This is a genomic window from Thalassospira sp. (genome assembly GCF_048059015.1).
In the GTDB taxonomy this organism is placed as follows: Bacteria; Pseudomonadota; Alphaproteobacteria; order Rhodospirillales; family Thalassospiraceae; genus Thalassospira.
In genome coordinates this window covers 146,122-169,688 of record NZ_JBLLNT010000012.1, presented here as the reverse complement: position 1 = coordinate 169,688, position 23,567 = coordinate 146,122, and the positions used below count along the sequence as shown (strand labels likewise).

Below are 23,567 nucleotides of genomic sequence, written 5' to 3'. Positions count from 1 at the left end.
TCAGGTTCTATCTAAGCGTAGATACAATCCACATGTGAGAAGATAAGCCATTTGAAGCTAGAAACTGCTGGAATGGCCATCCAAGGGTCTCCCACTCATCGACCAAGACTTTCTGCAAAAATGGGTCCAGAGAAATGTCCCCATTTAGAGCCCCATCCCTCACAAACTCTGCATCAAGACGGCCCGGTGTATGCGCTCGAACGACATCGAAACCCACCGCTTTTAATAGGCCAGTTAATGATTTTGGATTAAATAGGTTCACGTGCTCAGCATCTACAGCCAGCGCCTTCTCCTTTAACATTGCAATATCAAAACCAAGCCCATTTGGACATGAAAGAATCAGTAGACCACCTGAATTCATCTTCGACCGAATGCCCTGAAGAAACGCCCTTGGGTCAAATAGATGCTCTATGACTTCAAAAGCCACTACAACATCAGCACCAATCAGGTTGTCGTCCAAGTCTTCGACTCGGCTTTCTACAACTTCTACACCTCGGTCTCTACATGCTTGCGCAAGCTCAGGTGTGGGTTCGACGCCGACGACTCTTTTGAAACTTTTCGCTTCGGTCGCAACCGCGCAAAACGTCCCGAAACCGGGACCAATTTCAAGCAGCAGATCTCTCTTGACATTGAACTCTTCGCAATAGCTCAATACCCTCTTCAGCCAAGGTTTGTGAATCTTCTCCTTTCTGCTACTCTCGGAGGCGGGGAAGATAAACTTCGCCCAATAGGCGTAGTTTTCCGAATTTGAGTAATAGTCGCTCAATACACCTTCAGAAGGCCTAGGAGACATAAAGATTGTTTGGCAGTCGCTACATTTTCTAAAACTAAAATTGTACTTCTTAAAAACATGAGCTCCATTTATACCAGCGCATGCTGGACACGCCACATCAACAAACTCGTCGCTACGGGCGTGTAGACGTGCAATGTCTCTTTGGAACGCAGCTTCTTGTTCTGCTAGCAGTTTGGAAGGACAAAGCTCTTGTTCGCTTAACCTTCCACCCAACTCATCATGATTGCTCATTCAATACATCCAAACCTTCAATTGGGATTTCACACACCGTACTCCGATATATCGCCTCTGTCGTCAACCGAGAATTTCTTGCTACCAGAGGGCCCCACCAACAGGTCGGACAACATCAAAACTTCTGCAGGCGGACCAAGTGCCCGTTCAAGTACTGAGCAGGCATCGGAGAAGGTATTCGGCATCGCTGGGTTATCAAAATGAGTACCGTCTAAACGGATGATGTCGTATACTTGTGCAGCTGGAATATTAAACCGGTCTTTAAAACCTTGGGAACCGAAAACAATTAACTCGCCGCGACCATTAAACCGTTCGGCCCGAGGGCCTGTAACTGAGTTTCCGACGACCAACTCACCATCCGTTCCGGCCAACCCACGCACAAATCCCGCGGGATTTTCGTCGAAGTAATCTGAGAATTTATATTCGCCGTTAACACATATACATCCACCGACCACTCCGTTATCAAACATGCGATATGAGTCTGAGAAAAACAAGTCGTTCCCCGAAATCACGCAGTCATGGATACCCATGTTCTTGTAGAGATATAGCCTGACCTCACCTGCACCACAAACCCCAAATGCCGACTGGCGGTTTGCTCGAAAGGCACCAAACAGCATAAAATTTGGGAAAGCAGAAACAGCGTTAACATGGTTGTGGTCAGTTAGAATTGGATGACCAAAACTGCATTTAAAAGGGGCAAATGCCCCCATCCACGCACCTGAAAATCTGTCGATTTTAACTAAGCTGTTTTGAGCGGTGTTGGAAAGCCACAGACAGCCGTTACATACACAAATCTGATGAATTCTGCCAGAATGCCCAGTCTTTGAAACGCGATACAGCTCACGCCACTCAAACTGCGAACTTGGCGCAGTAATAGCGTCAGCATGCCCAACGAACACAACACTATCTTCACCATCCAAGGCAGCAACATAGACAGCGTCGCCGTCGATTGCCAAACCGAAAACCCCGAACGTTGTAATCTGGTAAACGCCCGCTGAATCAGCCAAAATTAGCCCTTGATCGGTAGATAACAAGTATCTCCCTTCTAGGCGACCGGAATGATTTTTTGTTCGTTTAAAGCCGCTCGGCCGCTTAAGAGCCCTTTGGAAGCGCCACTGCTCGACAGCAAGGGTCAGGGCTGGACGAAAGACACGGGAGAGCATGAAGTAATCCTTGCTAGTGAATACTTTCTTTACGATTTGATGACCTACTGACTTTGTGCTCTCTTGATATCACCTTTTTGCCAGTGCCTGTCGATATTCAAGGCGGAATAGACTTTCCAAATTATCTCTTGTCGATTTATATACCTTTCACTTGCCAGTTTAGCTGCCTCTGAGTGAACACTTGAACTAATTCCCCGATGCAAAACAAATATCCCTCTGGCAACCCGAAAGGAGGAGTACATGAAGTCAGGAAGATAAAATGCTTCGAAACCGTTTCGATGCGCTAGTTGCATGTACGGGTGAAACCAGTTCCGATCGTTCGGACTTCTCACAGAGGACAGGGTCATGGGACCGAACCCTAGAGTCTCCTTTGTGTAGACATCGCCAATTAGGACACATTTAATGTCGCTCTGTGCAATACATTGAAAGAGATCATTCATCGTTTCAGGCTGAATATTACTGAAAACGGCTTGAGCAACAAGAAGGTCCACACCAGTAAAATCGTCGACTTTGGGAGCTTCCAAATCTTGATGCTTGAAAACTATTTTGGCGTATTCGGTCTCCTCGTATGCAGACTTTAAAAAATCAAGTCGGTCACGATCATAGTCTGTTGCAAGCAGCTCTCCTTTAAAGCCGTTATCAATAGCAACTTTACACTCCGTTGCGAGGAAACAGCCGACTTGCTGCAAACGTTTGGCCTCAAGCGTGATAGCGTATGCGGAGACGTAATCAAAGAAGTGTTGTGTATTAGCTCTTAAATCCACATCCTCCTCAAGAAACTCTACCATTCTAGGCTTCATAGCATTGTGGCAATAGAGTTGTTTTATGGTTCGAACTCGCTCGCTGTATGTTTGCCTGAAAAAAACATCAACAGGGTGTTTTCTACGTATTAGTCTACGTAAAATTTGTAACAAGAAACGCATACTTTACCTAAAACCTTGATCATCTCAACTGAGTGTATAGTGGAACTCGGGAATACGCCCTCTGGTCGCCAATACTTTCCTATCTACAGCACAAAGCGAGATCAAAGGAGAAATTACGAAAACGAGGATCCCTGACCAAAACAACCTTCGCTTCAAAAGAAGACTTGAAAACCTCAAGAACCATGACAGTCGTCTAAAATAATTTAGGACTTTCCTTAAAAGTTCGATCATGGCTGGCTTAAGAACAAAATTTACTAAATGATTTTCCCTCATTTTAGCTCCGGGTAAAAACTTGAGGCAATATGCTTACAGTACGTCAGAGCCACTTCTCTGTCCCCTGCTGGTAGCAGGTGGACGTTATCTGAGAAATGTTGGGTATTGGGATCGAGATCTGCGAATGCAGCTCCGACGTCGACAAAATTGTCAATCGATCCCTTCGCCCCTTCTCCAACCTGACGCATCAACTCTGGAACACGCGCCCGCACATACTTCCAGTCATCCTGATTTGCGGGGTTATCAGTAGAAGTCAACTTCCGCTCAATGTCTGATAGGTTTTGCTTATCGTTCGCACATGGCTGGAGCCCCCAAATAAACTTCGCACCTGCAGCGTCACAAATCGCCTTGAACTGCAGTTTGCGCTCAAAGTAAGCTCTAATAATCGCGCTTGGGGGAGAGCGGAAAGGATATGGCTTTGGGCCATTTTTGGTCGTCTGCACCCCGGCCCCGCCATGTAGATACTCTGCCCATGGCTCTAGATCACAGGGATAAGCTATGCTGCGTTGTTGCAGCAGGTATTGGTCTCCATAACATCCATAGAGAAGATCATTCCATCCGTCATGAGCCACAACTATGTCAGGCTGCAATTGCCAAGCGAACAGAATAAAAGCATTTAATTCACTCAAGACCGTGTAAGCAACTTGGCCAAAATTCAAGCAAACGAAACGCGTAGGACTATTATTTTCTATCGCCAAAGAGTTTAAGCGATCCTCCATTTGGGCCGTAAAGGTCTCGCTCGGCAGACAATCAATACTCCAAGTGGTCGAACCACCGAATGTGCAGATGAGCTTTTGATTTGACTCTCTGTTCTTGATTTTATCAAGGTCTACGTTAATACGGAATCCAAACTCATCAAGTGGTCCATGGCCCGCCATACGGTAAGTGTAACCGTATGGAAAATACATATAGCCCTTTTCTTTCGTCGCAGAAAGGCGATTGAAAACATGGGCATCTGCCTTCTCATAATCTGGCGTTCTGTCTAATCTTCGAAGGCGCAGTCGGATATCTGACGCGTCTAGATCAATTCGGAATGCCCCATGCCTTGCTTTTTTAGCCTCCTTGGCCAACACAGGCTGCTCATTTGAATTCATCAAATAGACAATCGCAGATCCCCTCACTAAATCTACGTTTGGAAATCCTGCTTTTCCCGCAGCACCGTCCTCTATGTTGTAGATTGATACATCTCCACCAAATCTATCTTTAACCAAGGCGACACACGTATCAAATGTTTTCGAAGGAGTTTGCACTACCTGATTAATCAAAAGGACGTCTACTTTGGGCCTGAACATTCTATTTACACACTTCGCTTGTCTTAATGTTTTCTTTTGCGCTCATAAATATCTTCAGAGGGTCCGGTCTCGACACGATCACATTTCCCATAACCAAAAAATCCATTTCACTCCATTCGAAGGTTTGAAGCGCATCTCTCGGCGTTGATACAATAGGCTCCCCCTTGAGATTAAATGACGTATTCATCAACACGGATACTCCCGTAATATCGCCCACTGCCTTTAGTAAACGGTAGTAGAGTGGTGAAATCTCAGGCCTTACAGTTTGAACGCGCGCGGTGCCATCGGCGTGAACGATCGCAGGTATAACAGGTTGATAACGCTTTCTAACACCACACACTGAGAGCATATAGTCCTCTGGTCGACCAACATAGTCGTTATCAGGAAGGTCGAAATATTCATACGCGTGATCAATAGCAACTGACGGCGCGAAAGGTCGAAACGGTTCTCGAAACTTTATTTGACGATTGACCCGGTCTTTCATGTCTTTGAACGTTGGACTTGCGATAATGCTCCTGGCACCAAGAGCTCGCGGACCCCACTCAAACCGGCCCTGAAACCAACCCAACACATTGCCTTCACCGATGAGCTTGGCGACGCGGCTAATCATATCATCATCGTTTTCACACACGATAACATCCTCATCGGCATAGTCTCGAAGCGCCGCAAGAACCTCATCCTGATCATATGATATACCAAGATACGGATTTTTTTGAAGTTTACGCCCAAGAGGACTATGGTTTTTGTAGTAGGCCTCCAAAGCAGCACCAAGCGCCCCCCCAGAGTCCCCGGGAGACGGGTGAATATAGACGCGCCCTTCCAATTCAGATTGAATTCTTCCATTTGCCAAAGAATTTAACGCAACGCCGCCAGCGAAACATAGGTCCTTGATACCAGTCTTTGCTATCGCGTGCGATATGAATTCAATAATTACTTCTTCGGCAACTTTTTGTAGACTTGCTGCGATATCAACATAGCGGATCGCTTCCGGGTCGTCCTCTACTTCACTCTCAACCGCCGACAGACTAATTGGGCTGTCAGGAATCCTCGCAGCGCCCAACAAATCGATTAGCTTTGGAGAGAATGGCATTTCACGTGGGTTTCGGAAGGTGAAGTAGTCTTGATCGACTATAATCTTGCCTTTTTTGACCCTTATCAAACGACGAATTTTCTCGTAATACCTTGGAACGCCGAAGGCAGCCATACCCATTACTTTGTATTCGCCTTCGTTTACTTCAAACCCAAGATATGCAGTAAATGCGCTATAGAATAAGCCGATAGAATTCGGGAATGTTGTAGATGATATTTTCTGCAAGCCTTGACCGTTCGCACGATATACTGTCGCCGTCTCATATTCACCCACACCGTCCAACGTAACCACTGTCGCTTCGCCGAAATCTGACGCGTAAAATGCAGATGCCGCATGCGATAGATGGTGGTTTCCTCGTCTAACCTTCGAACTAGGGATATCAAGATAGCTGGCTATTCGTAGCTCTGGTTCAAATTTGTTTGTTTCTCGCCAAGACTTGAGTGCCTTTGCAAAATTTTTAATGGTGTATGGGAGCCCCAAAACTGTCTCACGGCAAATTCTATCGAATTTTAGTTGTAAATCTTCGTAGAACACCACCATATCAAGGTCTTGGGCAGATATATCTGCTCTTGCCAGACAAGCCTGAATAGCCTTCTCTGGCAAAACGGGGTCGTGCTTGATTCTAGACAGCCTTTCTTCTTGGATAGCACAAATAACTTTGCCGTCATGGATCAATGCCGCAGCAGCATCGTGGTAGTCAAATGACACACCAAGTACATACATTGTTTAATTCTCAACAACTGGGATTTTAGAATGCGCGATGCGTGAAATCCAAATGGGTTGTGTACATATTCATGATCATTAATCTATTGTCTTTTTTGAGATTGGTACCAGCATGGATTCCTGCTGTGTCAAAAATTACCAAAGCTCCCGCCTTTCCTTTACACAGCACCTTTTCGAACCCTAAAGCGTCTACCGGCCACCATGAGCCGCCGGCGGATGCCTCATGAGACATAAACACCGAGCAGAAATCCTTTTCAAACCGCCAAGGTAAGTCCTTGTGACTACCCTTACAGTATATAGTAGCGGCATGTTCTTCATCGACATCGGACAAATAAAGAAATGATTTTAGGCGCACCCGCCAATCGTCCCAATGTGGCGCATTAGAGCTATCTATTTTATCAACCCCATACTTGTTTAGAAGGGAAGCCCCTGACAACCTCGTTTTGCAACCGTACAAGGCTCGCGCTAAACCGTGTAGGTCTTCATTGCCGATGGAAACTTTATAGGTCTCCGGCATACTTTGATCGATACTTAAGGCACATATGCCATCATCTGGCCTGTTAGTGAACGTCAGATCACCTTCGTATTGCCCGTTCGCAAACCCCTCAAGACTGTCAACTTCGGACCTGATCGCGGCTAATTGAATTTGGTCAATGTAATTTTCGACAATAGTGAATCCATTCCGCTGAATATCGTCGAACTGCTCCTTCATCGTAGTCAGAGTTCTATCCGAATTCACAGATGCCCAGTAACTGTCGTATTCTTCTTGGAAAGCATCCATGCTCTTTTTTAAATGGTACTTTGCCCGAACACGTGGGACTTTATAATAGTGGTATAGATCACCAAGTGCCGTCTGCGCCAATAGTGCCCTTGCTTTTTGTACTATAGTCATTGGGTTTCCCAAAGTCGGTGAAATCGCAAAAGAAGCTTCAGGTTGAATTTGGTAACTTCAACTCTGTTACCATTTCTTGAAACTCGCTATTTTTGGCCAACAAGTCACCAAATGCACCTCCAGCTTCGACTTTTCCGTGTTCGAAAAAGTATATTAAGTCACAGTTCGTCAAAGTATGCAGTCTATGCGCGATCATAATGATTGTTTTTTCGCCGCGAAGAGCGTTTAGTCCGTTGGTCACTATACTCTCTGTAACAGAGTCAAGTGCGGAAGTTGGCTCATCTAAGACAAGTACTTGTGCCTGACTGTACAATGCCCTAGCCAGATTCAACCGTTGGCTTTCACCACCTGACAACCTCGCACCTCCGTCACCAATAATGGTGTCAACACCATTTTCAAGATTCTTTACGACCTCGTCAAGCGCGCTGCACTTTAGCGCCATTGCCAGTCGGTCATGATCCACCTTGTCAGCATCACTACGAAGAGTAATGTTGCGTTCCACTGTATCTGACAACACCAACGGCACTTGCGGCACGAAGGCGAACAGTTCTCGGTAGTCATACTTCCTTGTGTCAATCACTTCGTCGTTAACTACTACTCTGCCATTGGATGGCTCGAGCAACGTCAAGATTATTTCTGAGGCAGTCGTTTTGCCCGACCCGGAGCGCCCTACAAACCCAACAAATTCCCCCTTTAAAATTCTCAACGATACATCTTTGAGAGCTGAAGCGCCTTCTTTTCGATATGAAAATGATACCTGGTCAAGTTCAAGACTTTGGAAATCTATAGGTTTGGCATTGCGACGTGCCTCTACTCGAGCATCATCTGAACCCGAAATCCTAAAGTAGTCTCTTTGTGCCAATTCCAGAGCCGGCTCTGTGAACTTAAAGAGTTGAATTGCGTTGACTACCCTACTTGCGGCCGGAATCATCCGCATTGCAGCTATACCAAACAGCACAAGCGAAGGTATGATGGTTTCAGCATCTCCACCGCTAAAGAACACAATCGAAACTGGCCCCATGATTGCAACCACCACAATCAGCTCAAGAATCAACCTTGGAGCTTCCTGCAAGAAAGATGTCAAACGTACAAGAGATGTTTGCTGTTCAACGGCATTAATGAATTGACTGGCGAAAGTACTCTCTAATCGAAAAACCTTTACTGACTTGAAACCCGGGAAAACGTCATTGACAATTGAAAACATTTTGTTAGTTGCATCAACTGCTTGCTTACCCCATATCGACAAATTTCGACCAACTAGCATCCAGTACACAACAAAAAAAACCGCAATGATAGCCATGGCAAACATTGTGACAAAAGGCTCTGCTACTGAGAGAAGCACTAAGAAACTAAGAACTAGCAATATAGAACTTAATATTTCCGATACACCAATTGTGCAGTTTGTGATTGCTGCGGCAGAATTAGCCCATATATTATTCATCACCTCAGATTGTCGCCGTAGTTGAAATGAGATAAGGCTAGACCCGAGGTAAAATTCGAATAGTTCTTTTGATATGCGCCGCTGCAGATTAAGTCTCAATGTAAGTGAGAACCATTTTATCCATGCTAACACTAAAGTACGGAATGCAAACACGGCCAAAACAAGAAAACTAAGCAGAGCCATTACGTCTTCTAATTTATGCCGTCCAAAGTTCCCGATTATGTCGCTCAACCCGACAAGTTGCGTAGATGGGTCAGGACTCATTAATATAGTGAAGTACATATAAACAAGACCAGCCCCGCCGGTTTCAGCGATAACTGCAGTTAAATGCCCTACACTCAAAACAGTTAGCATCACTGCTTCCCGTTTAGTTATCCAAGATAGGGCTGCTTTGAACTGTTTGCATGCCGAGATTGCGCTCTTCACAAACATTTCTTGACCCAGCGACCATCTTCTTTCCACCAAACCCTAGGGTCGCGAAATGTGTCCGCAATCCGATCAAATTCGTCTTCCGTCATTTCTACGTAACTTAACCACCGCTTCAAATCACCAGGTTTTACTGGGTCATACTTATTAACCAACGCTATCGCCTTGTCTCGAGACATTATACCTGCTCGTATATCTTTGCATGTATGATCGGTAGCCCTCCCATAGCCAAACTTGATATATTTCAAGTAATCGTGCACACCATTCTCATGCATGTCGTCCAAATTCGACATTGTGCGATACGTCCGATCAAATGGCTCTGTATTCACCTCGAAACCGTACCGGTCAACGACCATCTGAGTGTGCTCATTCGCCTCCCAATAAACATAGTTTCCTAAGAAAATCCCGCGGAGATCAAGCTCAAATAGGCGTTCGTCGGACGGATACTTCCAAGGCAACATATCGGTGCTACTCAACCCATCTCTGCCCACAAAGTAATTCCACTCGTACCCCCGTGCAAAATGTTCAAGACGGTCTCGATAGCTTATTTCTGGAAAGTCATTCATCGAGAACTGACCACAAAGATCGAGGTAACCATGTTCTCCGTAGAATACCAAAGGTATTCCGTACTGAGCAGCAACACGTACCGGGGAGGTCATTATACCGACGTGACCATGCCAGTTCATGTCCCCCATTATCTCAAATGCCAACCTGTTTAGTTTCTTGAGCTTTTGCACCGATGGCTGCACGATCACATGGTCGCAGTCGAACACTTCTTTCATCCGCAGCATGTTCCTCCAGCCCACTGGAGTCCAATTATTTCCATTATAGGTTACAAGAAGAGGGTTGAGGCCAAATTCTTCTTTTAGAACATGGGTTTGAAAATAACTGTCTTTGCCGCCGGAAACTGCGACAACACAGTCGTAATTTCTCCCATCACGAGATCGGTACTTAGATACTATTTCTCGCAGAAGTTCTTTGCGGCGCCCCCACTCAGACATTGGAATCTCAGCTTTGACCTTCGCCATCTGGCATCCAGTACATTCGCCCTCGTCATTGAACTCCATGGGGGCTGCACTGATAGATGGATATACGCAAGACGTACACCAGCGAATATCATGGCGTTTGACCGCGCTCTCTGGACGCGCAGCAATAAAGTCCCCCTCTCTAGCCTGTTGCATCCTATTTGTATGGCGCGCTTCTTCTGCGAGAAAATCATATTCTGGTTCGCGGGTGAGATACCTGCTCCCCAGCCCCACTGGCCTCATGTTGAGCCCGCTGTCAATACACCACTGTTTCGCATGCGGGTAGCTCAGTTCAAAGAAGTGAAAAATATTCGCTGCAGCCACTGCACTAGCGCCCCCCTCCTTGATTGGGGCAGAAAAATGCTCATACTTTCCTGCGCCGCCACAAGCAACAACCGGAATACTGACTGCATCCGTAACCATTTTAATGATAGAGATGTCAAAGCCAGAACCAGCTCCATCCTGGTCAATCGAATTCAAGAATATTTCTCCGGCGCCCAGAGCCTCGACTTTTTCACACCACTGAACAGGATTTAAGCCAGTTGATTTCTGCCCTCCATTGGAAAGCACTTCATATGAACCATCTGAGTGTTGTTTCACATCAACTGATACAACAATGCACTGACTTCCGAAACGAGCTGAAGCCGACTTCACTATGTTCGGGTCATTAATTGCTGCAGTGTTTAGCGTTACTTTGTCTGCCCCAGCAGCTAATCGTTCACTGATATCGTTAAGTGAGCGAATGCCCCCACCAAAGGTAAGAGGCATAAAACATACCTTGGCAATCTCCCGCAGGACATCAAGTACAGAACTTCCTTCATAGCGCTGTTGAATATCATCGCGACGCAGATCATGCCCCTTTTGATCGTCACCAATATCAAGGACAATCAACTCGTCTGCGTTCCAATGCGAAAACCTTTCAACGGAACTCATTGGATTACCAATTACCTGGTGAACTTTGAAAAGTTGACTACGAACTATCACGCCATTTTTAAGAAGCAAACATGGTATAATTCTAGGTCTGTTCATCCGACTATTCTCTTCCCAGCCGAGCAAATAAAGTTATGAAGTACTCGAAGCCCAACGTCTTGGCTTTTTTCCGGGTGCCCTTGCAGACCAAATATGTTCTTGTACTCTATTGCAGCTGTGACTTCAGAACCACCAAATGATATTGTTGCTGCATTCACTTTTGGATCTTTGCAAATAAAATGATAGCTGTGCACAAAGTAAATTGACTCACCAGATGCTATTCCTTTGAACAACCTTGTACCACCACTCGGGTTCAAATCACACCACCCGATATTTGGCACTCGTTCTTGTTTTGCTGGATACAGTCTTGTCACATGTCCCCGAACTATACCTAAGCCTTCGTGTGTTCCATTTTCTTCACTAAAATCCGCTAACAATTGCATTCCAAGGCACAACCCAATAATAGGCTTCCCATCGGTGACATGCTTCTTAAGTGGATCAATGAAACCTTTTTCCCTCAAAGAAGTCATCCCATCAGCAAACGACCCTACCCCCGGCAAAACGACCGCATCCACATTACAGAGATCACGTCCGTGAGAGAGCAACGTCGCGTCAACACCTAATCGCTGAAATGCCCTACGAACCGATCCGGTGTTTGCAATGCCGCTTTCAACCACACCAAAAACCGCTTTATTGTCTGTACTTAACATCGGCTGGGATCCTGCCTCGTAATCTCGGAGAAATTGAGGTCGACCAACCCCTTTTCTTCAAACCGTTGGAAGTAGTTATACAACCTTTGAAACGGCAGATCATGGAGCTCCGCGATTTCAAGAATTGTTTTGGATCCGTCCATGTAACGGAAAACGCAGTCCAATAGGTGTCCCCATTTTTCCGCGTCCTCCTCTAGATCCTTGACCACCGTTGGATCTGGCCGCTCCATATAGAGGTCATACTCTGGATTCGACAAACATATCAGACCGTTGAACTTACGATGCAATGTAGCATCGTGCTCCAAAATAAATACCAGCTCTTCCAGTACCCGATACATTTCTGCCATCTGCTTTTCATCCAGGATATCAGCGGTATCGAGATTCGAATGGTATTCAGGAAATGGTGCGAATTGGTCTTCGCAGCGCGTCAACTCTACGAATGGAACTTCATAGCCCGGCGCCTCCCAAACAGTCTCATCATTCCCCGCACCTTTTCTCCAGGGAACAATTTCATACCCACAGGTTGAGTGTTTGAGAACATTTGAAAATGCTAGATCGATTTTTTGCGAACCATTAAAGGTGCTCGTTGCTTTAACGTTACCTGAAGTGCCGGGCATTTCTTGAAAAACACCACAAACCATATTAGAAATCTCTTGTTCAGGCTGGTCGCGCAAATAAAAGACAGTACCTATATGCTCTGGAGCCAAAACCAGTCGATAGGTGTAATAATTCTTCTGTTCTGAGAGCTGCTGAAGCAGCCTTATGAAAATAGCAGCTCCCGCCAAACCATCATTTGCCATGTGCGGATGACATGTATGCGAGTTAAAGATGATAGTCTTGTCACTTTCACCTTTGACCTCTGAGTGCGCAACTATCATAGCTGAGGCAGAATACTCTGTAGACAAGTCTACTCTATACCTGCCTTCAGGCCAATTTTTGAACACTTCATAAGGTATTGATAGTGCCCATTGCGCATCCCAAGGTCTATATTGCCACATGCAATGGAACATGAACGCATCAGGAAGATCAGGGTTCGTGACAACAAACTGCTTCAGCTGTTCGAGAGTTAGGTCGCCAGTAAATGATTTTGAGTAGTAAGCGACGCCGAGCGCATTTTGCGTGCAGTCAAACACTTCTTCTCCCTCGCAGAAAATTCGCGCTCTGATAACCTTCCAGTTGTCTGGCACCATCCAACCGTTAAAGCTATCCCCTGACCGGAAAAAAAATCGCTCCAAAGGGAGTTCTTTCTCAATCAGACTAAATAGCTCTTGGTTGCCATCCGCAACGACAGCTGTTTTGACTTGGCACAACCGACGTGTTAGCGCTACGAGATCACTACCGGTACTCAAACTGAACCTCTCTTCACGTCCTGTCGCATAATCACGCTGTGCGCATATATGCGTTGACAAGCTTCACTTTCAATCGCAACTAAAGAACTTCTTGGCACATCTCTAAGCTGCGAAACCTGTTTGTCAACAAGCAATCGAACTTCCTCAACTGAAGCCCCAATCTTTGCATACGGCAACCGGAACTCTCTCTCTGCCGTTCTCTTTTGAAGCAATGCCGAAAAGATCGTATATGACTAGTGGTCTTGCAAATATCTCCGCCATAATATTGGTCGAACACGGGAAAGAAAGAACGATGGACGCCAGTGGATACAACGTGTGGATCTTGAACTTGGTTGAAATCGACACGCCAAACCCTTCCTCAGCAAACTTATAGTCCTCATAGTTGCACAATGGGTGCAACGACAGGACGACAGGCACTCCGAACGATGTCGCAACCTCCATCATTTCTTCAAAGTTGCGCCAATGCTTGTCCGGTTGGGCATAATGATGCTCTAAAGATGGCTCCACATTAAACAAAATAAATGCTTCGCCTCTTTCGACGCCGATATGGTCGTAGACTGTTGCTAATTTGACATCATCTTTCAAATTCTCAATCACTGAATCCAGCAATGGAATGCCGCAAATACTAACTTTACTCATTGGAAAGGTTCCATCATCAAGTAAAGCAGCTGAGAAAGACGAGTAGACAAAAACTTTTTCAAATCCGGGCTGAGGCTTTTGCCAAGGATCTTCTAATGACGTCCCACTTGCAATCGCAGCGAGCAGAATAAATGGGTCTTCAATAAAAAAACTTCGTCCTTTCCGGCCCCGAACTAGACTAGGCATAAGAAATGCAAGAGTCTTATTCCACAAATCGTAATCGCACCAGAGCTTATCATCGAGCATTCCCGCCTGAATATTACCATGCCTCGCGTTGAGCACATTGTCTCGACCATGGTAGGCGGATACAGGATAGCAGTATCTACTTACTCCCAACTTTTCCGCTTCAAGATAAAGCGCATTATCAAACTTTCCGATGCTGTGGAATGGTCCTTGAAACAAACATTTCGGAGTATTTTCCTCTAAGAGTTGCCGAGCGTATCTACGCACCTTGATCATGGAGGATAATCTACTCCCCGCGTCCACTGAACGCTTCAACAAAGACGATTTCGATGCAATCAACTTTGCGTATCGAATTACTCTCTTGAGGCCAACAAACGGATTACCATTTTTACTCTTATCAGCCGAGCATGGAGCGGAACTCAAACTCATATCCTTGACCGATTGAGTATCGCGATATGCAAACTCTGTCGGCACACGGTCAACATTGCACCCCAACGCCTGATAATCAGAAACGGCTTTGAGACTTGTAGGCCCCTCCCAGCCAATTAACACCGACACATTCTGACCTTGACCTCGAAAATAAGAAACCACAGGGAAAACTTCCCTGTGGTAATTATATATGCTTATAACGAACAGAACGGACTTCATCTTGTTAGTTAGCTTTGTGCGCTACCATATGACACCAAGGTTGATAAAGAACTCCACGGAACATCATTTTATGAGCCAAAGAGTCGTTTACAGTGTATGTAACTACTTCTTCATCGTAGGGCGGCTTTGGAAGATCGATCGGCAGCTCAAACGGCGAAAACTCAACATCTGAGAACCCAGCTGCAACCAATTTCTCTCTAACTTTCTTCATCGGACGGAAACAAAGCCTCAAGCCGTCCGGATGCAATACACTCGTCTCAAATATCTCTAAATCCTGATGCTCGAAGGGATGAGCGAAGTCATAAATAATAACCACTCCGCCGGGCTTAAGGGACTTCGAGATGCTTCGGACTGCAGCATCGTACTGTTTTTCGCTGAACATGTAGAGCACTGCGTTGACCACTACGATGTCGTAGCTAGACACCGGTAAATCTAAAATATCGAGCAGCTCAAAATTGATCCCGCTGAGCTTAGGATTTGATCTACATTGTTCTAGCGATGATTGTGCGAGGTCTCCACCAATATAGTCTATCGATTGCACAGCATCTCGCAGATGCATCAGAAGATTGCCAGTTGAACACCCTATATCCAGCAAAACAGGACGATGCGTGTTGATCTTACTAGTCAAACTGTTGACAATAGAAACGATCACCTTGTCGCTCTCACGCACTTTTTCAGAGTAACGACTTTGATAGTCATTATACTTTCTCAGAAAGTCCGCATCGGATACGTATTGCTCATAAGAGAATTTTTCAGCCATCTCTATCCTATCAAAAATCGAACTCAGTCCAGCTCAAATGCTTCGATACACTTGAGATACGCCTTTTCGAACAAGAAATTTTTGCGAACTTCATCTTCGCAAAAGCTTACCAAACGATCACACATCTTGAGTTGGGTTAATTCGGAATGTAGTTGTGTCGACACTGCACCAGTATCACAGCGCCAAGACCCACCGTTTGCATCTGCTTCTCGAAACACTCTGGCAATGCTCGCGTCTTTGGCGAATAAATTTTGACGAGAGATTTCATATCCGCTCGCGACCATTTCAGGACCACATATAAACTCAATTGTTGCGACTGTAGCCTCATCTAGCACCTCTGGCCAGCGTCTCAATGAGCTAGGGCTTATCCCTTTGAACTCCCCGTAACTACTATTTGAATACTGTTGGCCGCCACGCCCCATAACTGGGATCTGCATTTCAGCCTCGAGCGGCAACCTTAAGAAGCCACACAGTTTTGCAATACCATATTGGGGCCGAGAAACAATATCCTCATATTTTACAATAGAAACTCTGGAGCGAAACTCCTCGGCCTCAGACAATTCAATTGCAACGGCAAAGTCTTTACGCCAATGGCGAAGATAAGAAATAATATGAGCGGATTGGCTAGGATCTTTTCGGGACATTTCTGTCATCGAAGCAACAACAGCCCTGGGGTCACGACGTACTATGATTGCCCTAGCTTTCGGATACTGCCGCAGTAGTGTTGGGATAAATTCTGTAGTCCAAACTTCTTTAGTCCCCACAAATTTCAAGCTTTCGCAATCTTCCCCAGCACATTTCAGCAACAAGTTGTCCAACACATCTTTATAGGCCGCGCCACGCAAAGTGGAAAATTCTTCCGCAAGCTCCAATGACTCCAAAGATGCTCTCTGAGAAATCGCCTCAATGAGTTTTGGCTCAGTCACCGCCGTTGAAAGGTTCCCATTCCAAACCAAATCTAACAAGTCCGTCCCAAAGTCATGAAAATAGTAGTCCTGTAGGGCAACGCCAGAAGGAAATGCCTTGATGAGATCCTGATTATTTGAGTAGCACACCCATTCGTCACGCAATGCCCGAAAGAAAGGCAGCAGTGGATCAAGCGCTAATTTGATACGGGAATGCGCATTCAGCATTCCAGCAACCAAATTTGTACCAGATCTAGCGACACCGAAAACAAACAGTGGAGTTGGAGAACTCATCTTTCAGTTTGCTCTTAGATTATCGGAATCGCAGCAACAACCAGATCATCTGACTGACGCCCAAGATCTAAGGACTGTTGCAACTTTGGAAGCATTCCGGAGAGTTTATCTATCACGGCTTCGTCTTCTAACCTTAAAGCAGCTTGAATAATGAACTCGTAGACATCCATTCCAAAATACCAAGCAGCAATAGGTTGGAAACCACTTTCCACCAATACTGTCGCTATCGCGGCGTCCGAGAACGTATTCACATGTGAAGTCGGGTCAAGATGGCGAGCGATTGAGCGCGAATTTTCAGACTGCACAGCAGTTCCAAAACAATCAACCCTCGGGACCTCAACGACAAGCAAGCCGTTCTCTGGGGACATTTGCCGACGGGCTGCTTCCAGAAATGCCTTTGGCTGCGGAGTGTATTCCAGCAATCCCCAGAAGGTCACTACATCAACAGCTTCTCGATTGGCTGCCAAAAAGTCATCACTAATCAAGTTCAAACCGAACGCTTCTCTCGCGAAAGCCCGCGACTTCCGACTAATCTCATACCCGTCTGTATGAACTCCTAATCGCCTCATTCCCTCGACAAAGTGCCCACCTCCAGCCCCCACATCAACAGCGCATCTAGGAACTGATTGGTATCTTGAAGCATACAAATCGAGGAGCCACTGTACCTTCGGTGCAATAATCCCACTAAGCCTTGCCTCAACTTGTTCTATGTCTACGTACGTAGAAGAGTGGGCCTCTGATTCTGCAAAGACTTCCCTCAAAACCTCTTCTGTTGGTTGATGTGCAAAAAAGCCGTGGCGACAAACATCACACCGCGTAAGGCGCACCCCGACAAATTCATCGGTTTCTGAGCAAGAGGTTTTTGTTGAAGCACCGCAACAAGGACAGCTTCCAAGAGCAACTAACTTCGAAGGATCGTCATATAGCAGCTTCGAAGTCGCATTCAGAAATTCAGCGTACTCGCTGACCTCTTCGAGCTTCCCCCTTAAGCGAGAGCGGATCGAAATCCTTTCCGTTTGTTATTTCCATTGGGAATTCTAGTTGCTTGCCATCACTAGACTGATAGACCCACGTTTCATTAGAAACTTTCGTCGAGGGAGCCTGTAACGGGGCCAATCGCTGCCAACTACTCATAATTAATCCGATCAAAGTCTCATTTCGTGAAAAAGCCAGCTAGAGTAAACTTATTGCTAGGCTCCCTAAGCCGCATAAGTTGAGCTAAACTTAAACCAGCCCTTTCACCAAGAATGCAGAATGAAGCAGGTGAGAAGACATGATGATGCTCTACAAAAAACTCTTCCCTACCTTGACCTTCCGTCGAAGCCGCTACATCGGGAAGCTCGACGTATATTGCACCACCATCAGTTAGAAATTCCGAAGATTTTAATAGAAGCTCCGCTGGGTACTCGACATGCTCAAGGACTTTGTTAAATGTCACCAAATCAAAGTAGCCTATCTGCGTCGGGCTTAAATCAAATAGGTTCTCGCAAAACGCCTCAACATTCACACAGTCTCTGAGGTGCTTAACAGTCCTCTCATCAGGTTCTACTGCGGTAACCGACCAGCCATTTTTTTTCAAAGCAGCAGGAAAAACGCCAATACCTGCGCCAACATCAAGAACATTGCACCTGTGCCCCTCACCAAAACGAGTTGCGGCGAAATCACTGATCCTGCACACCCGTGCAGCATTGTCCGACTGGCTTTGTGGGAGCGACAAAATCTTTTCAAGCCAACTTTTCATGCCCGCAACACCACCGTATGTAGCATCGACGTAGTCGCCTGAATAAAGGTCTGACAAATCTAATTCATGGCCACCAATGAAATGTCCACAGGCCTCACAACAGTAATAAGCACGATAATAATCTTTGTTTTTTAGATTGAATGCTGTTTCTCCTCGCGGAGCCTCAAAATATTCGAAGTGTTTCCTGAGAGCTCGCCCCCCACAAATACATGCCAAATCTTTCAACATAACCATAATAATTAGCCTTGACTCGATAGCTTTACGAGAGCTTCAAGCTGCTCATCGTCACTCAACTCCACGACCACAGCTAGTAACTCCTGGCGCAAATATAAGTTAAATGGATCTTCCTTACCGCTTTCGACGAGAAATATAAAAAAACGACCGGTGATTGTATTCTTTATAAGAAATGTACGAAAGCCAAATTGAGAAAGACGACCGTTCAAAGACGGTGTCGCATAGTATCCCCAATCTTTTTTTGCTACGTCATATTCCGCACCGTCATCGGTCACGAAAGTAACCTGCTCATTCGGGTTCAGATATATGCTGCCGCAATCCTCCATATAAAATCTTACGGCATTTCCCACTTCAAACTGTCTTGGTGGGCTTTTTTGGTTAAATTTCATTACCATTTCCAGTCAGGAATCAGGAAATCTTTTATATACCATCTATCATCACGATCCTGACGCCAAATTTCAGGATTCCGGAACTTTTCCGCGATAGCAAAAAACTGGTCACTAGTTATGCCTGAAAAAACGCAAAATTTTTCAATGTCATCGTGTGGGGTTTCGTCGCCTTTCGAGCGAATGTACTCGATAGCATCTGAGCGGCTAATTCTGCCATTCCGGATTTCCAGAGAAAGATTGTCAAACGTACGCGTAAACCCAAACTTGTGCCACTTCAACCAATGATGAAGTGAGATAAAATCATCATCAATATCAGCATAGTCGTAATATCCGACTCTCGCACCGGAGTCACTTGACACAAAGCCGTGTTCACGGGCTATCTGGCTCGTCGTTTGTGGATCCCATTCAAAATAGTACCCCAAGAAAACAGCACGTACTCCAGCTTGCTCTAATTCTCTAGAGGAAGGCCCAATGTATGGGACAAGGTCATTTTTAGTTAGACTATCCCCGATCCAATCCTTCGCAGTAGTACCGTGGGTCACACCATACTTCTTCAACCAATCGCTCGTTAAGTTAAACCCAGTATCCTTCTCATTATCAGCACCATACTCGAAGGCAGAGTTCTCCCCCCAAATAACAAGGGGTATATTGAATTTGATTGCGAGTGAGAGTGGAATATTAAAAAGTGCCAAATGCATCGGAATCCCGGTCGACCCCAATCGCTCAAATGCCTCAAGCATGAAAGCTGCCTCGACCTTTGGGCTTACCTGAAAGTCGATATGATCCACACCCAACGCGATTAAATTCTGGAGGTTCTTATACCCAACACTTGTTCTACCCGGCGTTTTCCATGTCACGGCCAGCGGCTTTAAACCGTATTCAAGACACTTAATTGTTTGCCAAGTACTGTCTTTACCACCGCTAACCGGAATTAGGCAGTCATAACCAACAGAGTTTCTCTTCGCGTGCGCGACGACGCTTTGAAATGACTTTTCACGACCGCGCCAATCTATATTTTCTTTACCTGAATGAGAATGGCATGCGTTACATCTACCGTCGCTTTCAATTCTTAAGAAAGGTCGCGTGTCGGGCAGCAAACAATTTGAACACCACCTCATCACGAAAACTCCTCCAGAAACAGTTTCGCGCACACAAAGTTAAATAAGAACTTACTCCTGCTATTTGGCAGCGCTGCAGATCCCAACAACGGTTCTATTTCGTCCTTCTTGACATAGTCAAAAATTGGGCTTTCTGCCAACAGCTCATCAATCACCTCAGGATTTTAACATCTAAGTAATCGAACAGGGGAGCATTGAAACCAACTTTTCTTGGGTTATCTATAATCGCATCCGGCGCCAAACCTCGCACAGCTTCCCTCAAAACTGATTTTGCAATACCGTTTTGGATTAGGTGTTCTGTTGGTATACTCTGTGCAACCTCAAAAAGAGCAGTGTCCAAGAAAGGCGATCGGTTCTCAATAGAGTGATACATCGCATTCAGATCGTCTTCGTGCAAAATCACCGGAACTGATTCGTGAAACAACTCGTTTGCCATACGGTTACGTAATAACTCCTTGGCGTAGCTTACTTCTCCGAAGTCTTCATTGAATGGCTCTTTAAGCATTGAAGAGAAAACATCTGCCCCAAGAATAATGTGGTCTCGGCTCTCTGGATGTTTAACAAAATATTCTGGGTCTTGAAGATATGGATTTCTTACAATCGGCTTAACTACACGCCCCCAATTTTCTAGCGCTTTTTCGTAGTGCGTCTTTCCGTAATATCTCATCGCAGCAATATAAGCGTTGTGATGATCGTAGTAGCCACTAAACAACTCATCTGCCGCAGTGCCGCTCACCGATACCTTATACCCTGCTCTCTTAACTGCTTCCATCAATTGCCACTGAGCATAATAGGTGATCGTATAGATCGGCGCGTCATGATATTTAATGAGTTCGCGTAAGTTGCTCATGAAGTTGTCCGTAGATACGGGCACTTCCGTATGCCGCAAACCTAGACTGTCGATTGCAGTTTCGACCATCTCACGCTCTTCGTAGCGCTCATCGGTATTCATAATAGTAAAGCCATGCACATCATATCCCAACTTGCGCTTAGCTATTGAGATTAGGGCGTTTAAGTCGACACCGCCACTAAGGCAAAATGCGATTGGTACGTCTGCGCGTAACCGTAGCTCCACAGAACGAACAAGAGCTGATTTTGTTAACTCAACAAAATCGTCATACGTTAACGTCCGATCTTGAGCGTTGAGGTTGGGCGACCAGTATCTTTGCTCATCATTTCCATCAGGACCATACCTACGATAACAACCAGGAACGACTTCTCGTAAATCAGAAAAAAAGGTCTCACCATTTTTGTATAATGATTTATATCCATGAACCAAAAAGCGACGCAAATGCTCAGGATTTATTGCGAGATTTTTTCCCAGAAGTGCAAAAATAAACTTCGGCTCTGAACCAAAATAGACACCTGACTCATCTTCATAGTAGTATAAAGGCTTTTCACCAAAGCGGTCTCTACAAAGAAATAAGTTCTCGCTATTATGATCAAACCATGCGAAAGCCCACATTCCCTCACAAGAGGAAATATTTTTCATACCATTTTGAGATAGATATTGGGCAAGCACCTCGGTATCACTTGAGGTTGAAAAACTATATCCCGCCATTCTCAAGGAAGATTTGAGTTCTAAGTAATTATAAATTTCACCATTATAGCAAAGAAGGTCGCCTGCGTGCTCAAAAGGCTGGCGAGACCGCTCATCCAAATCGATAACACTCAACCTCGAGTGAATAAGATAGAGATTTCTGCCACAACTGATCTCTCTAGTAATTCGCCCCTCATCGTCCGGCCCTCTGCGCCGCATGGCTTCCATACATTGATCCAAACGCATGTTTGATATCTCTGCAAAACCAAAATAACCTGCAATACCACACATGCTAACTAATTACCTTCAAGCTGAGCTGTTCACCCTTTTTTACAGCGCTGGCGAGCCTGCTTCCGATTACTCTGTCGGTGTGAAGCGGGGATATACCTCCAGATGGCCGAAGCCATGCGAGGTCCTCAAACCTGAGAATGTGCCCTGCAGGGAGATCATTGGCGGCGACAATCGAGCGCCTTGCAGCTGTTTCCACGCTCTGCTCACTCTCTTGTGCAACTTTTTGAGTGCTCCCAAAGATTTCGGATACACGCTTAATCTGCTCGGAGAGATAGCGCAACTCATCAGGGTCGGCAGAGAGTTGGTGATCCCTAAAGGCGGAATGGTGCTTATCAATGGTGAAATGCTTTTCAACAATCCTGGCACCTGCCGCCACCGACATCAAAGCCACCTCGGTACCAAGAGTGTGGTCAGAGTACCCAACTTCATCTCCATACTTGCGAAGAAGAGGGATAACACCCAGATTTGCATCTTTAGGATCTGCAGGATAGGCTGACACGCAGTGGAGCAATGCTAAGCCCGGATCCACTTGGTTACCTTTCCATATCTTTCGAATTTCAAGAGCAGCCTTGTGAACCGCTGGGTAATCGATCATGCCTGTCGATAGAATCACTGGCTTCTGGGTTAGCGCAACCTTTTGCAGTAGCGGTAAGAAGTCATTGTCTCCCGATGCAATTTTGAAGGCTGGAACCAAGTCTGAAAGCCATTCTACAGCATCAAGGTAAAATGGTGTGGACATAAACATCACGCCAGCTTTATCCGCAATCCTCGCCAACATTTCATGTTGTTTAGGGGAAAAGCTAAAGCGCTCTAATTGCTTTATGCGTTCATATTCAGAAGCGCTGACCAACTTAGTAGGATCAATCGTCTGGAACTTAACGGCTTGCGCTCCTGCTTCTGCAGCAAGATTAATTAACCGCTCTGCAAGAGAGAAATCACCCTCATGGTTGTTTCCGATCTCAGCGATCAAAAGGACTTCTTCAGAGAGGTTCACATGACCGATTTTCACTTTGACGGCTCCAGATGTTAGGCTTCACGTTCTACTGGGTCGTCGGCATGAAAGTGAAGAACATTTACTGTCTTCATTAGCTGGAAACCCAAACCTGAATAAAGATTATGCGATGGAATATTGCATGCTTGCGTTCCGACTTTGACGAGTTGCTTTAATTCTAACTTGTCTATAAGCGCAAGAATGAGCTGTTGACCAACCCCTTGACGGGTTGCATGACGGGCGACAGCAATCAGGTCAATGTCTAAATCTCCAGTCGCACTTCTCATGTACAGGAGAAACCCAACTACTTGATCATCCATATGGGCGACCAACATACCGTCACCCCGTTGACCTCGAAAATAGTTTTGCACCCAAGCAGCTTTCACAAGGTCGCCAATTTCAGTTCCAAGCCTGCGGTCTCGGTGAAACCTTGTAAATGAGAATGCACTCCTTGCAATCTCAACCACGGCTCTCTCGTCTTCTGGGACTGCTTCATATATACGGCAAAACGAGGTTGCAATCGGCCTTCGAACC

Annotated in this window: 20 protein-coding genes; all 20 read right to left on the bottom strand. The window is 45.6% G+C overall.

Annotated elements, in window-relative coordinates:
* Positions 1-7: 7 nt before the first annotated feature.
* A complete protein-coding gene (locus ACMZ66_RS16375; protein WP_416938716.1) occupies positions 8-1,024 on the bottom strand; it encodes a class I SAM-dependent methyltransferase in 1,017 nt (338 codons plus the stop codon).
* A 29-nt stretch (positions 1,025-1,053) separates the two neighbouring features.
* Positions 1,054-2,187 (bottom strand): hypothetical protein, encoded by a 1,134-nt coding sequence (locus ACMZ66_RS16370; protein ID WP_416938714.1) that lies wholly within the window; start codon positions 2,185-2,187, stop codon positions 1,054-1,056.
* A 44-nt stretch (positions 2,188-2,231) separates the two neighbouring features.
* The gene (locus ACMZ66_RS16365; protein WP_416938712.1) at positions 2,232-2,975 is read right to left on the bottom strand and encodes a hypothetical protein; all 744 of its coding nucleotides are present in this window, start codon (positions 2,973-2,975) and stop codon (positions 2,232-2,234) included.
* A gap of 404 nt (positions 2,976-3,379) precedes the next feature.
* On the bottom strand, positions 3,380-4,675 hold the full coding sequence (locus ACMZ66_RS16360; RefSeq protein ID WP_416938711.1) for a hypothetical protein: 1,296 nt from the start codon (positions 4,673-4,675) through the stop codon (positions 3,380-3,382).
* A gap of 1 nt (position 4,676) precedes the next feature.
* Positions 4,677-6,488, bottom strand: coding sequence for a carbamoyltransferase (locus ACMZ66_RS16355; protein ID WP_416938709.1), 1,812 nt, complete (start codon positions 6,486-6,488; stop codon positions 4,677-4,679).
* Between the two features lie 25 nt (positions 6,489-6,513).
* Positions 6,514-7,380 carry a hypothetical protein gene (locus tag ACMZ66_RS16350; RefSeq protein ID WP_416938707.1) on the bottom strand — a complete coding sequence of 289 codons (867 nt, stop codon included), beginning with the start codon at positions 7,378-7,380 and terminating at the stop codon, positions 6,514-6,516.
* A 37-nt stretch (positions 7,381-7,417) separates the two neighbouring features.
* Positions 7,418-9,247 carry an ABC transporter ATP-binding protein gene (locus ACMZ66_RS16345; protein ID WP_416938705.1) on the bottom strand — a complete coding sequence of 610 codons (1,830 nt, stop codon included), beginning with the start codon at positions 9,245-9,247 and terminating at the stop codon, positions 7,418-7,420.
* Positions 9,244-11,301, bottom strand: coding sequence for an N-acetyl sugar amidotransferase (locus ACMZ66_RS16340; RefSeq protein WP_416938704.1), 2,058 nt, complete (start codon positions 11,299-11,301; stop codon positions 9,244-9,246). The genes ACMZ66_RS16345 and ACMZ66_RS16340 overlap by 4 nt, the downstream gene beginning before the upstream one ends.
* Positions 11,298-11,951 carry an imidazole glycerol phosphate synthase subunit HisH gene (gene hisH / locus ACMZ66_RS16335; protein ID WP_416938703.1) on the bottom strand — a complete coding sequence of 218 codons (654 nt, stop codon included), beginning with the start codon at positions 11,949-11,951 and terminating at the stop codon, positions 11,298-11,300. The genes ACMZ66_RS16340 and hisH overlap by 4 nt, the downstream gene beginning before the upstream one ends.
* Positions 11,945-13,300, bottom strand: a complete 1,356-nt coding sequence (locus tag ACMZ66_RS16330) for a DUF4910 domain-containing protein (protein ID WP_416938701.1) — start codon at positions 13,298-13,300, stop codon at positions 11,945-11,947. The genes hisH and ACMZ66_RS16330 overlap by 7 nt, the downstream gene beginning before the upstream one ends.
* 144 nt (positions 13,301-13,444) lie before the next feature.
* The gene (locus ACMZ66_RS16325) at positions 13,445-14,713 is read right to left on the bottom strand and encodes a hypothetical protein (protein WP_416938699.1); all 1,269 of its coding nucleotides are present in this window, start codon (positions 14,711-14,713) and stop codon (positions 13,445-13,447) included.
* A gap of 61 nt (positions 14,714-14,774) precedes the next feature.
* Entirely contained in the window at positions 14,775-15,530 is a 756-nt protein-coding gene (locus ACMZ66_RS16320) for a class I SAM-dependent methyltransferase (protein WP_416938697.1), read from the bottom strand.
* A gap of 23 nt (positions 15,531-15,553) precedes the next feature.
* Positions 15,554-16,729 carry a sulfotransferase family protein gene (locus ACMZ66_RS16315; protein WP_416938695.1) on the bottom strand — a complete coding sequence of 392 codons (1,176 nt, stop codon included), beginning with the start codon at positions 16,727-16,729 and terminating at the stop codon, positions 15,554-15,556.
* A 14-nt stretch (positions 16,730-16,743) separates the two neighbouring features.
* Positions 16,744-17,556 (bottom strand): class I SAM-dependent methyltransferase, encoded by an 813-nt coding sequence (locus ACMZ66_RS16310; protein ID WP_416938693.1) that lies wholly within the window; start codon positions 17,554-17,556, stop codon positions 16,744-16,746.
* Between the two features lie 326 nt (positions 17,557-17,882).
* Complete coding sequence (locus ACMZ66_RS16305; protein ID WP_416938692.1) at positions 17,883-18,704, bottom strand: class I SAM-dependent methyltransferase; 822 nt, start codon at positions 18,702-18,704, stop codon at positions 17,883-17,885.
* A 5-nt stretch (positions 18,705-18,709) separates the two neighbouring features.
* Positions 18,710-19,093: a hypothetical protein gene (locus ACMZ66_RS16300; RefSeq protein WP_416938690.1), complete on the bottom strand. Its 384-nt coding sequence runs from the start codon at positions 19,091-19,093 to the stop codon at positions 18,710-18,712.
* Positions 19,093-20,211: an N-acetyl sugar amidotransferase gene (locus tag ACMZ66_RS16295; protein WP_416938688.1), complete on the bottom strand. Its 1,119-nt coding sequence runs from the start codon at positions 20,209-20,211 to the stop codon at positions 19,093-19,095. The genes ACMZ66_RS16300 and ACMZ66_RS16295 overlap by 1 nt, the downstream gene beginning before the upstream one ends.
* 151 nt (positions 20,212-20,362) lie before the next feature.
* Complete coding sequence (asnB, locus tag ACMZ66_RS16290) at positions 20,363-22,042, bottom strand: asparagine synthase (glutamine-hydrolyzing) (RefSeq protein ID WP_416938686.1); 1,680 nt, start codon at positions 22,040-22,042, stop codon at positions 20,363-20,365.
* Position 22,043: 1 nt separating this feature from the next.
* Entirely contained in the window at positions 22,044-23,051 is a 1,008-nt protein-coding gene (locus ACMZ66_RS16285; RefSeq protein WP_416938684.1) for an N-acetylneuraminate synthase family protein, read from the bottom strand.
* A 17-nt stretch (positions 23,052-23,068) separates the two neighbouring features.
* Positions 23,069-23,500: a GNAT family N-acetyltransferase gene (locus ACMZ66_RS16280; protein WP_416938682.1), complete on the bottom strand. Its 432-nt coding sequence runs from the start codon at positions 23,498-23,500 to the stop codon at positions 23,069-23,071.
* Positions 23,501-23,567 lie beyond the last annotated feature (67 nt).